The following is an 11452-nucleotide window of genomic DNA, read 5'->3' on the forward strand; positions in this document are numbered from 1 at the left end:
TCGTGCACAGTAGAGAATTGTTTCCACCCCTTGTCAATGGTGAAAGCGTCGGGTTACCTACTTGTTGCTCACGGATGCCAGCCGTGCCAAGCTCTGTGCACGATCACAGAAACATGGGAACTTCAGGCATCATCCTGCCGATCCACCTGGGAGCCACCACATGCCCTCCGACGCCCCGCACGACCGTCTGCCACTCGCCTTCGGGGGCGACTACAACCCCGAGCAGTGGCCGCAGGAGGTGTGGGAGGAGGACGTACGGCTGATGCGGGAGGCCGGCGTCACACTGGTCTCGCTCGGCATCTTCGCCTGGTCCCGGATCGAGCCCCGGCCGGGCACCTACGACTGGGAGTGGCTCGACCGCGTCATCGGGCTGCTGCACGAGGCCGGCATCTCCGTGGACCTGGCGACACCCACCGTCGTGCCGCCCGCCTGGTTCTACCGGGCCCACCCCGAGGCACTGCCCCTCACCCGGGAGGGCGTCCGCCTCGCCTTCGGCTCACGCGGCGCCATCTGCCACTCCAACCCCGACTACCGGGTCGCCGCCGCGACGATCACCACCCGGCTCGCCGAGCGCTACGGCAGCCACCCGGCCGTCGTGCTGTGGCACGTCCACAACGAGTACGGCGCCCCCGTGCTGGCCTGCTACTGCGACACCTGCGCCGCCGCCTTCCGGACCTGGCTGCGCGAACGCTACGGCAGCACCGACAACCTCAACGAGGCATGGGGCACCGCCTTCTGGGGCCAGCTCTACGGCGACTGGGAGGAGATCACCCCGCCCCGCGCCACACCCACCGTCGTCAACCCCGCCCAGCAGCTGGACTACCAGCGCTTCGCCGACGCGGCCGCCCGCGCCAACTTCACCGCCGAGCGGGACATCCTGCACCGCCTGTCCCCCGGCGTGCCCGTGACCACCAACTTCATGGTGGCGCCCAGCCAGTGCCAGGGCATCGACTACTGGGCCTGGGGCCGCGAGGTCGACCTCGTCACCAACGACCACTACCTGATCACCGACGGCCGCCGCACCCACGTCAACCTGGCCCTCGCCGCCGACCTCACCCGCTCGGTCGCGGGCGGCGCGCCCTGGCTGCTGCTGGAACACTCCACCTCGGGCGTCAACTGGCAGCCGCACAACCCCGCCAAGACACCGGGACAGATGGCCCGCAACTCCCTCGGCCACCTGGCCCGCGGTTCCGAGGGCGCACTGTTCTTCCAGTGGCGCCAGTCCCGCCGCGGTGCCGAGAAGTTCCACTCGGCGATGCTCCCGCACGGTGGCACCGGCACCCGGGTCTGGCGGGAGGTGACGGAACTCGGCCGCCGGGTGGCCGGCCTCGCCGACCTGCGCGGCACCCGCACCCGCGCCGACGTGGCCATGGTCTGGTCCTGGGAGTCCTGGTGGGCGCAGGACCTGGAGTGGCGCCCCAGCCAGGACCTGGACGCCCGCGAACGCCTCGACGCGTTCTACGAGGCGCTCTACGACCGCCACCTCACGGTCGACTTCGTCGCGCCGGACGCCCTGTCCCGCCTCGACCCGCGGCGCCACCCCCTGCTCGTGGTACCGCAGTTGTACTCGGCGCCCGCGGGGATCGCCGCCGACCTGGAACGGTACGTCGCACGCGGCGGCACCCTCCTCGTCTCCTTCTTCTCCGGCATCGTCGACGAGCACGACGCCGTGCACACCGGCCCCTATCCCGGGCCGCTGCGGGACGTACTCGGGCTGACCGTCGAGGAGTTCGACCCGCTGCTGCCCGGTGAGACGGTCACCGTCCGCACCGCCGGGGGTGAGACGTACGCGGCCGACCTGTGGTCCGAGTACGTCGTGCCCGGCGACGACTGCCAGGTCATGGCCGCGTTCGCCGACGGCCGTACGGCGGGACACCCCGCGCTGACCCGGCGCCCGCTCGGCGAGGGCGCCGCCTGGTACCTGGCCACCCGGCTGACCGGCGACGACCTGGCGGCCGTCGTCGACCTGGCCCTCGCGGACGCCGGGATCACGCCGGCCGACCTGCCGCGCGACGTCGAACTCGTGGTGAGGGAGGGCGAGTCGGGCGTCTTCCGGTTCGCGGTCAACCACACCGGGACCGAGGTGAAGGTGGTCCTCCCGGACGGCACCCGGGCCGCCGTCCCGGCGGGCGGCGTCGAGGTGTTCCGCGAACCACGCTGAGGGCGGGAGTGCGGGCGTGCGGAGCGGGTGGGCGGGGTGGCTCGCTCCGCTCGGAGGTTCCGCTGGTCGCCTGCCGCTTCTGCCTGCCGCCGGGCGCTTCCGCCGGGTCGTCGGGCTGCCCGCGGCCTCCCGAAGGAGCGATCACCCTCCGACGTCCACCTGACGTCCACTGATGTCCACCGTGAAGGGATTCTGAGATGCGCAGACGAAGTGTTGTCACCGCCGCCGGTATCGCCGGCGCAGCCCTGCTGGCGGGGCCCGTCCTGGGCGCGGCACCCGCCGCCGCGAGCACCGCGGCCGGTGGGGCCGCGGCCCGCCCCCGTCCCCGCCGCCTGGAGATCCGCGGCATGGACATCTCCTCGCTGCCCAGGAACGAGGACCTCGGCGCCGTCTACCGCAGGCCCGACGGCCACCGGGCCGACGCGGTCCGGCTCCTCGCCGACGCCGGCGTCACCCACGCCCGCCTGAAGGTGTGGGTCGACCCGGCCGACGGCTACAACGACAAGCAGCACGTCCTCCGGCTGGCCCGGCGCCTGAAGCGGGCCGGCATCGGCATCTGGGTCGACTTCCACTACTCCGACACCTGGACCGACCCGGGCCACCAGACCAAGCCGGCCGCCTGGAACGACCTGGACGTGGCCGGCCTGACCCGGGCGGTCTACGACCACACCGCCGACGTCCTCGGCGCGCTCCGACGCCAGGGCACCCCGGCCGACCTGGTGCAGATCGGCAACGAGCTCAACGGCGGCATGCTCTGGCCCACCGGCGACTGGGACCACTGGGACAACCTGGCCGCGTTCCTCAAGGCCGGCCTGAGGGCCGCCCGCGACACCACCCCGCGCGTCCGCACGATCCTCCACCTGGCCAACGGCGGCGACAACGGCCTGTATCGCTGGTGGTTCGACAACGCGGTCTCCCACGGCGTCGACTTCGACATCATCGGCCTGTCCTACTACCCGTTCTGGCACGGGCCCGTGGCGCAGGCCGCCGCCAACATGGCCGACATCACGGCCCGTTACGGCAAACCCTGCGTGATCGCCGAGACCGCGTACCCGTTCACGCTGGAGAGCGAGGACGCGACCAACGACATCATGAACAGCCCCTCGCAGCTCACCGAGGGCTTCCCGGCCACCCCCGAGGGCCAGGCCGCCTGGCTGCGCGAGGTCGCCGACCTCGCGGCCGCCGTCCCGGACGGTCGCGGGCTGGGCTACTGCTACTGGGAGGGCGTGTGGACCTACCGCGCCGGCGCCGGCTGGGACCCCACCGACCCGGCGTCCGGCAACGCGTGGGAGAACCTGGCGCTGTTCGACTTCCAGGACAGGGCGCTGCCCGCGCTGAGGACGCTCGGGTCCTACCGGGGCTGATCAGGCGGAGAAGGTCGCGTCGCCGCTCCACTCGACGTTCATCTGGCCGAGCCGCAGCTGGATGGCGTGGTGCACCTTCTCCTTGAAGTGGTCCACCAGGCCCACCACATAAGGGTGTGAATAGCCCTCCTTCCGGGTGAGCCCCTCGATGAGCGCGCTCTGGCCGCCGTTGGCCGCGACCTCGGCGGCCAGGGCGCGGAGGTTGTCGGGGCGGCCCCACTGGGCGGTGGAGGTGTTGATGTGGACACTGGCGCCGGCCGTCGCCGCGGAGGGGCCGTGCGTGTCGATGGTCCGCTGGGTGGCGGTCGAGCGGGCGGTGAGGTGGAACTGGGCAACGTGCAGGCGCATCGTGCCGCCCTGCAACTGGGAGGCCCGCACCATGCAGTTGAGGTGCACGGCCAGCCGGCCCCCGTCGTCCAGGGGCACGGTGACCCACTCGGAGATCATGTTCAGACCGAGGTTGCCCTGGTCGCCCTTGCGGAAGCGGAACTCGTCCACCCGCAGTCCGTCGAAGACCTCCTCCAGGAAGCGCATGGGGTGCTGGGCGGCCAGCCCCTCCGCCGACTCCACGAGGGGCTGGTCGGTGGTCAGCGGGGCACGCTGGACGGCGACCCCCTGGTCCAGGGCGCGGGCGACGGCCGCGTTGCCCGCCCTGCTCTGGAGGTGCAGCAGAGGGGCGGAGGGGCCGCGCGCCGAACCCGCCGGCCGGAGCGGCACGGTGGAGACCTGCTGCGGCTCGTCCGACTTCTGGGCGCGCAAGGGCAACACCTTTCACGGGGGCGCCCGACGGGGCCGGGCCTGCCATCGGCTCTCTTCTAGCCCGACGGCACACCGACCGGAAGGCCCTTCCGGGCAGACCCTGCCCGCCGGAAGACAGCGGGGGCTGCCCCGGGGGGACGGGGCGGTACTTCGCGGGCTTTCCGGCGGGCCGTCCGCGAGCGCCCGCGGGCCGTCGCGACCCATCCGCAGCCCGTCCGCGGCCCACCCGCAGCCCACCTGTGGCCCGCTCGCAGCCCATCTGCGGTCCTCTGCGACCCTCTGCACCGATTGGACACAGGATGGTCCGGTACCTACCGGTGGGGCCGCCCCGGGCGGTACCGTCCAAGGGTGTCCGAGGGGGGGACGTGATCGGGGGGTCATGGTGAGTGGTGGGCGCGTTCGGGTGCTGAGGCCCGAGGAGCTCGGCGCGGGCGAACGGGAGCGGTGGCGCGAGGTGCGCGCCAGGTCGGGCCGGCCGCGCAACCCGTTCATGGAACCGGAGTTCGCGGACGCCGTGGGCCGGGTGCGGCCGCGGACGCGGGTCGCGGTGGTGTACGAGGGGAGCGCGGCGGCCGGATTCCTGCCGCACGAGCGGGGACCCCTGGGCCAGGGGCGGGCGCTCGCGCTCGGCGTGTCCGACTGCCAGGGCGCGGTACTGCCGCCGGGCCTCACGCTCGACGCCGGTGACCTGCTGCGGGCCTGCTCCCTGTCGAGCCTCGCCTTCGACAACCTGGAGGCGGAACAGGACCTGTTCGTGCCGCACGCCGCCGCGCGGTACCCCACCTTCGTCATCGACGTGGAGAAGGGGTACGCGGCCTACGAGGCGCTGTTGCGCGTCCGGTCGCCGAAGTTCCTGAAGACCACGCTCGCCAAGGAACGCAGGCTCGGCCGCCAGGTCGGTGAGGTGCGGTTCGTGTTCGACGAACGCGAACCGGCCGCGCTGCGCACGCTGATGGAGTGGAAGTCCGCGCAGTACCGCCGCACAGGCCGCCGCGACCGGTTCGCGCAGGAGTGGATCACCCGGCTCGTGCACCGGCTGCACGAGACGCGGGAACCGGAGTGCGCGGGCACGCTGTCGGTGCTGTACGCCGGTGACCGGCCGGTCGCCGCCCACTTCGGGCTGCGTTCCGCGACCGTGCTGGCCTGCTGGTTCCCGTCGTACGACCAGGAGTTCGCGAGGTTCTCGCCGGGTCTCGTGCTGCATCTGCGGATGGCGGAGGCGGCGGCCGCGGCCGGTGTGGGCACGCTCGACCTCGGCCGGGGGGCCGCGGAGTACAAGGACTCCCTCAGGACGGGCGAACTGCCCGTGTACGAGGGGGCGGTGACGCGTCCGGGGGTGGGCGCCGCGCTGACCTGGCTCAGTGTGGAGCCCTCCCGGCGGGCGCACCACTTCGTGCGCAACCGGCCGCGGCTCGCCGCCGTCGCCGCACGGACGCTGAAGGGCGTGGGCAGGCTGCGCCGGCCGTAGGAAGGCAGGAACACCAGGGGGAGGGCGTATGTCCCGCACATCGCGCGCGCGGGAGGAGACACGGCGTTTCCTCAGCATCGAAGCCGTGCAGGTCGCCGAGGTGGACATCGGCGGGGAGGAGGTCTCGCTCAGACCCGGGCCGGGCAGCCCACCCGTGACGGCCGGTGAGGTGTTCGTGCTGGTCAGAAGCGGAGGGCGGCCCCTCGGCACGTTTCTGGGGCGGGTGCCCGAGGGCGCCGAACCACCGGCCGTGCTCGGGGAGCGGGCCCGGGCCGGGTTCGGCGGGACCGGGGAGGACGTCCGGCCGGAGGCGTCCGCGCCGCCGTACACGACGGTGGTCGTCGCCACCCGGGAGCGTGCCGGGCAACTCGCCCGCGCGCTCGACTCGTTGCTCGCGCAGGACCACCCCGCGTTCGAGATCCTCGTCGTCGACAACGCGCCGGTGACGGCCGAGACCCGCGACCTGGTGGAGCGGAAGTACGGCGAGCGGGTGCGCTACCTGCGCGAACCCGTCCCCGGCCTGGCCGTCGCCCACAACCGGGGCCTCGGCGCCGCGCTCGGCGAGGTGGTCGCCTTCACCGACGACGACGTGGTCGCGGACCCGCGCTGGCTCACCGAGCTGACCGCGCCGTTCGCGGGCGACCCCGGCCTCGGCTGCGCCACCGGCCTGATCCTGCCGGCCCGCCTGAACACGCCCGCCCAGGTGCTCCTGGAGAGCCACGGCGGCTTCGCGAAGGGCTTCGAGCCGCGCCTCTACGACCCCGCGGACCCGCCCGCCGGCGAGCCGCTGTTCCCGTTCACCGCCGGGCGCTTCGGCTCCGGCGCGAACATGGCCTTCCGCACGTCGGTGCTGCGTGGCGTCGGCGGCTTCGACCCGGCGACCGGCGCCGGCACCGCCGCCCGGGGCGGCGACGACCTCTACGGGTTCGTCCGCGTCCTAGCCGACGGCCACCGGCTGCGCTACACCCCGGGGGCGCTGGTCTGGCACCACCACCGGGACACCTGGCGGGACCTGGAGACCCAGGCGTACGGCTACGGCGCCGGCCTCACCGCGTACCTGACGGCGGTCCTCGTCCGCCGCCCGGCCCTGCTGCCGGCGTTCCTCGCACGGCTCCCGCGCGGCCTCGCGTACGCCCGCGCGCTGACCGCGGCACGGGAGGCGGCGGGCTCCGGAACGGCGGGCTCCGGGGCGCCGGGCGGACACGGCACCCGCTCCCACCCCTGGCCCGCACGCCTCTCCCGCCTCCAGCGCCGAGGCATGCTGTACGGCCCGATCGGCTACGTCCGCGCCCGCCGGGCCCTGCGCTCGGCCGGACGGGGGCCGGCATGACGGCGCGGGCCGGCATCCCGGTGTTCCTCTACCACGCCGTGATGGACGAACCACCGGGCTGGATAGCGGAGTTCACCGTCACGCCGAGGCAGTTCGCGGCACATCTCGACGCCGTCGTCGACAGCGGCCGTACGCCCGTCACGATCGGGGCGCTCGCCGACCACCTCGCCGGACGGGCGCCGTTGCCGCCCCGGCCCGTCCTGCTCACCTTCGACGACGGGTTCGCCGACCTGCCCGGCCCCACCGCGGAGGCGCTGGCCCGGCGCGGGCTGCCCGCCACCGCGTACCTCACCACCGGTGCCCTCGCCCCGGGCGGGCACAGCCTGCTGCCGCCGGCCCCGATGATGACCCTGGACCGGGTGGCGGAACTGGAGCGCCACGGCATGGAGGTCGGCAGCCACACGGTGACCCACGCCCAGTTGGACACGCTGTCCGCGAAGGATCTGGCGTACGAACTGCGCACGTCGAAGGCGGTGTTGGAGGACGCGCTCGGTCGCCGGGTCCGGCATCTCGCCTATCCGCACGGCTACAACAGCGCGCGGGTGCGGGCCATGTCCGCCGACGCCGGGTACGAGACGGCGACCGCCGTGCGGCACGCGCTCAGCTCGGACCGCGACGAGCGCTACCGCGTCGCCCGGCTCATCGTCCGGCGCGGCCACACACTCGCCGACGTCGAGGGCTGGCTGGCGGGGACCGGTGTCCGGACCGCGCCGTTCCGGGACGCGCCGAGAACAGTGGCGTGGCGCTGGTACCGGCGGGCCCGGGCGGCCCTGCGCGGCCCGGAGTTCGCGGGCTGAGCCGGACGCCGTCAGGGCAGGGGCTGGTTGAGGTACGGGTCGGAGACGGCCCGGCGCAGTCCGGCCCAGGCGTCGTCGTCGGCGACCGCCAGATCGCAGTACGGGCCCGGGTCACGGTAGTTCCACTGCAGCGCGGCTCTGACGCCGTCCAGGTTCTTCAGCACCCCGGGCACCTGCGCGTACCAGCCGGCCTGCCGGTCCGGGCGCGACGGGTCGGCGGCCGTGCCGAACTCCGACAGCATCAGCGGCTTGTCGTCGGAGAGGTGCGCGCGGATCCAGGCGTGGGTGGCGGTCTGCGTCTGCGCGAAGGACAGCCAGTCGGCCCGGTGGCAGCGGTAGTAGTTGTACTGGTTGTAGCCGATCCAGTCGACGTACGCGTCGCCGGGGTACAGCCGCTGGAACAGGCCGGCGTGGTCCAGATAGCCGGTGATGATCCAGGTCCACACGACGTCGCGGACCCCCAGCTCGGCGAACCGGTCGTGGATGTGGCGGTACGCGGCGACGTAGTCCTGCGGACTGCCGCTGGCCGGCGTCCGCGTGTCCATCTCCAGGTCGAAGGAGAGGAACACCTTCTTCCCGGTACGGCGCCCGTAGTCCCTGACGCGCTCGGCCTGGACGTCGATGACGGTGCTGTCCAGGTCACCGGCCGCGATCTGCTTCCAGGTCGGCTGCTGTCGCCGCGTGCCGCCCCACCACTTGCTCTCCCAGGACAGCAGCAGCATGCGGTCCCGGCCGACGGCCTGTTCGTCCGCGGTGAGCAGTTGGCCCTCCCGGCGCGCGCCCTCCACCCGGGACATGTCGTGGTACGTGTACACGATGTCGAGGCGGCGGCCCACGTGTTTCTCGTAGGCGAGGACCTTCTCCGGGAGGTCGTCGTCGCCGTGCGGTACGAACGCGCCGAACCACGCGCCGCAGGGCGGTTCGAGCAGGGCGGTGGGCCGGCAGTCGCCGCCGAGCGCGGAGGCGCGCGATCCCGGGCCCGCGGCCCTTCCGGAGCCCGGCCCCCGCGGCCCGGACGCGTCTCGCAGCACGAGCACGGCCACCAGCACCGCGCACACCACGGCGGCGCGGACCAGCAGCAGGCGCCGACGGCCCGGTGCGGGGCGGGCGGACCTCACCGGGCGGGCCCCTCGGGCGCCCTGGCCGTCGGGGAGGCGCGCAGCGGCGGGCAGAGGGCGGCGAGCGTGGTCAGCACGGTGAGCGTCAGCAGCACGCGCTGTCCGCTGAAGGCGTGGCCGGCGATCAGCGCAGTCGCCGTGAGCAGTACGACACCGACGCTCACGAAGACCACCAGCATCAGCCGCTCCAGCGACGCGGAGTGCCGTTCGAAGTCGGCGTCGGGCCGGTCGGCAGGGCCCTGGGCGGGGTCCGGGCCCATCGCGGCGGCGCCGATCCTGACCACCGCCGCACCCGGGCCCGCGGTCAGGAAGACGACGACCGCGGCGGCCCGAAGCGGTGACCCGTCCGGCAGCGCGAGCGCGGCGAGGGCCAGCCAGCCGGCGAACGGGGGCAGCGCACGGATCACGAGTTCCCGGGGTGTCATCGGCCGGCCCCCTTCAGCACGTACACCGATCCGGCGCTGTTGCGCTGCACCAGCGCGAAGCGCGGGGAGGCGGCCACCGACCGCTGGATCCGCGCCAGCTGGGCGCCGGTGAGCAGTCCGTTCATCTCCGCGTCGGCCACCTGGCCCTCGGTGAGCAGGAAGTAGGCGCGGCCCGGCGGGTCCACCACGGACATGTCGCGGGCGAGCGTGCCGGCCGGGTCCCGCAGGATCCGGTCGACGTGGTGCCGGGCGTCCTCCAGGAACCAGTAGTGGCCGACACTCCAGTACGAGGCGTACGCCAGGGGGTAGTTCCGGTCGGCGGCGACGACCAGGGAGCCCTCGGGCGCCCGCTCGAACAGCGTCCGCACGAGGTCGACCTCCCGGGGCGGGAAGTAGCTCATGCGGTCCTTGCCCGAGTAACTCGGCACGAACGCGAGCGTCCCGGCGAGCAGCGCGAGCAACGGCACCCAGGTGCCGTACCGCCTGGCGGAGAGGTCGAACCGGCGGGGGGTGTCGGTGGCCCGCGCCCACACCGCCGCCGCGCCCCGCGCCCGTTCCGCCGCCGTGGCCCGCGCCCGGGTGTCCCGTGCGGCCGCCTCGGCGGCCAGGGTGCGGACCTTCGGCAGCAGTGCCGCGGCGGCGAAGAAACTGGCGCCGGGCAGCATGAACATCAGCACCCGGAAGATCATCTCGTCGCCGTAGCTGCTGGCCGCGAACATCGGCAGCGGAGCGGCGGCGAGCAGCAGCAGGGGCAGGGCCCGGTGGCGCAGCACACGCTGGCGCAGCGCCCCGGCCACGGCGAGCAGGAGCACCGAGCCCGACAGCAGCCGGGCCGCCCAGGACGTCGTCACCGCTCCGGTGCCGGTCGGGGTCGCCCCGTAGCCGGTGGAGACGTTGCCGCCGACGTCGCCGACCGAGCGGATCATGTCGGGCAGCGCGGCGGACAGGAAGGGCAGTGCGGCCGTGAGGCACCAGGCGAGGAAGATCGCCAGCGTCGTGGCCGGTGGCACCCAGTCACGGTGGCGGCGGGTGAGGCACAGCGCGGCCAGGGAGACGAGCAGCATGCCGGGCGTGAGCTGGTGGGAGATGACGATCGCCACGATCATCACGGTGATCGCCACCGTCCACACGGCGGTCCGCTGCCGGGCCGCCGACCCGCCTGCACGGCCGTACCGGCGCAGCACCACGGCCAGCACCCCCAGGTGCAGGGCGAACGCCACCGACTGGGGGGAGAAGTAGTCCTGCCCCACCCAGTTCGCGACGTGGAAGATCCACACCGCGGTCCAGATCAGCCGCCGGTCCGCGGTGAAGGTGCGGTAGATCAGCAGCAGGGGCAGCAGCAGCACCAGACTGGACAGGAGCGGCCACCAGGCCATGTACGCGGCGGCCGAGTCCACGCCGACGAGCCGTACCAGCGCGGCCTGCGCGGCGAAGAAGCCCGGCCACTGGTCGTACACCGCCATGTCCCCGAGTTCCTTCGAGGTCTGCAGCCCACCCGAGGTCAGCAGGTGGTCGACGACCCCGTCGTGCTTCCAGGCCCAGGCGTACAGCGGGGTCGGGTACAGGAGGGCCTGCGTGGCCCGTTCCATCACCAGCAGCCCCAGCACGTACGCGAGGGACCAGACCTCGCGGCGCCGGGGATCGCGGACGGTGAACCAGAAGCCCGTGGTGAGGACGGTCAGGGCGAGCCAGAACGCCGGGTGCAGCGCGGAGACGAGTCCGAAGTCGTCGAGGCCGGAGACGTCGGTGTGCGCCACCGCGTACGCCCACAGGGCGAGCGCGGCCGGCAGCGGGAGGACCGGCCAGGGGACGGGGACACGCCGGGCCGGCCAGGCGGGCAGGTCGGAGAGATCCGCGGCGCCCGAGAAGTAGGTCAGGACCTCGTCGGTGGGCCCGTGCGACTCCTGCGAGGAGCGGTCGGGTGCCCTCCGAGGGAGCCGCACGGTGGCGGTCCACCCGGCGGACGACTCGTGCCCCGGCACCCGCTCCGGCTCGGACCGCTCCCGTGAACTTGCTGGCGGACGCACGCT

Annotated in this window: 9 protein-coding genes; 5 read left to right on the top strand and 4 right to left on the bottom strand. The window is 73.7% G+C overall.

Annotated elements, in window-relative coordinates; translation table 11 throughout:
• Positions 1–160: 160 nt before the first annotated feature.
• On the top strand, positions 161–2161 hold the full coding sequence (locus tag ABZT03_RS04665) for a beta-galactosidase (RefSeq protein WP_356033439.1): 2001 nt from the start codon (positions 161–163) through the stop codon (positions 2159–2161).
• Between the two features lie 197 nt (positions 2162–2358).
• The gene (locus ABZT03_RS04670) at positions 2359–3525 is read left to right on the top strand and encodes an arabinogalactan endo-1,4-beta-galactosidase (protein WP_356033442.1); all 1167 of its coding nucleotides are present in this window, start codon (positions 2359–2361) and stop codon (positions 3523–3525) included.
• On the opposite strand, the gene ABZT03_RS04675 is transcribed toward ABZT03_RS04670, so the two are convergent.
• Positions 3526–4284, bottom strand: a complete 759-nt coding sequence (locus ABZT03_RS04675; RefSeq protein ID WP_356033444.1) for a hypothetical protein — start codon at positions 4282–4284, stop codon at positions 3526–3528.
• Between the two features lie 379 nt (positions 4285–4663).
• Between ABZT03_RS04675 and ABZT03_RS04680 the strand changes: the two genes are divergently transcribed.
• The 3 genes from ABZT03_RS04680 to ABZT03_RS04690 are packed head-to-tail and all read left to right on the top strand — an operon-like array spanning position 4664 to position 7879.
• Positions 4664–5752 carry a GNAT family N-acetyltransferase gene (locus ABZT03_RS04680; protein ID WP_356033447.1) on the top strand — a complete coding sequence of 363 codons (1089 nt, stop codon included), beginning with the start codon at positions 4664–4666 and terminating at the stop codon, positions 5750–5752.
• Between the two features lie 28 nt (positions 5753–5780).
• Complete coding sequence (locus ABZT03_RS04685; protein WP_356033450.1) at positions 5781–7082, top strand: glycosyltransferase; 1302 nt, start codon at positions 5781–5783, stop codon at positions 7080–7082.
• Complete coding sequence (locus ABZT03_RS04690) at positions 7079–7879, top strand: polysaccharide deacetylase family protein (protein ID WP_356033453.1); 801 nt, start codon at positions 7079–7081, stop codon at positions 7877–7879. Before ABZT03_RS04685 ends, ABZT03_RS04690 begins: the two co-directional genes overlap by 4 nt.
• Before the next feature lie 11 nt (positions 7880–7890).
• Here ABZT03_RS04690 and ABZT03_RS04695 read toward each other — a convergent pair whose 3' ends face one another.
• Genes ABZT03_RS04695 through ABZT03_RS04705 form a run of 3 tightly spaced genes read right to left on the bottom strand, consistent with a single transcriptional unit; the run spans position 7891 to position 11449 of the window.
• Positions 7891–8997, bottom strand: a complete 1107-nt coding sequence (locus tag ABZT03_RS04695; RefSeq protein WP_356033456.1) for a glycosyl hydrolase — start codon at positions 8995–8997, stop codon at positions 7891–7893.
• On the bottom strand, positions 8994–9422 hold the full coding sequence (locus ABZT03_RS04700) for a hypothetical protein (protein WP_356033458.1): 429 nt from the start codon (positions 9420–9422) through the stop codon (positions 8994–8996). Before ABZT03_RS04700 ends, ABZT03_RS04695 begins: the two co-directional genes overlap by 4 nt.
• A complete protein-coding gene (locus ABZT03_RS04705; RefSeq protein ID WP_356033460.1) occupies positions 9419–11449 on the bottom strand; it encodes a glycosyltransferase in 2031 nt (676 codons plus the stop codon). The genes ABZT03_RS04700 and ABZT03_RS04705 overlap by 4 nt, the downstream gene beginning before the upstream one ends.
• Between the last annotated feature and the right edge of the window lie 3 nt (positions 11450–11452).

It is taken from the genome of Streptomyces sp. NPDC005574, from assembly GCF_040605435.1.
Classification (GTDB): domain Bacteria; phylum Actinomycetota; class Actinomycetes; order Streptomycetales; family Streptomycetaceae; genus Streptomyces.

Excerpts from the sequence above, each read along its gene's own strand:
- ABZT03_RS04700 (WP_356033458.1), bottom strand. The coding sequence starts at position 9,422 with ATGACACCCCGGGAACTCGTGATCCGTGCGCTGCCCCCGTTCGCCGGC.
- ABZT03_RS04670 (WP_356033442.1), top strand. The coding sequence starts at position 2,359 with ATGCGCAGACGAAGTGTTGTCACCGCCGCCGGTATCGCCGGCGCAGCC.
- ABZT03_RS04680 (WP_356033447.1), top strand. The coding sequence starts at position 4,664 with ATGGTGAGTGGTGGGCGCGTTCGGGTGCTGAGGCCCGAGGAGCTCGGC.
- ABZT03_RS04665 (WP_356033439.1), top strand. The coding sequence starts at position 161 with ATGCCCTCCGACGCCCCGCACGACCGTCTGCCACTCGCCTTCGGGGGC.
- ABZT03_RS04690 (WP_356033453.1), top strand. The coding sequence starts at position 7,079 with ATGACGGCGCGGGCCGGCATCCCGGTGTTCCTCTACCACGCCGTGATG.
- ABZT03_RS04685 (WP_356033450.1), top strand. The coding sequence starts at position 5,781 with ATGTCCCGCACATCGCGCGCGCGGGAGGAGACACGGCGTTTCCTCAGC.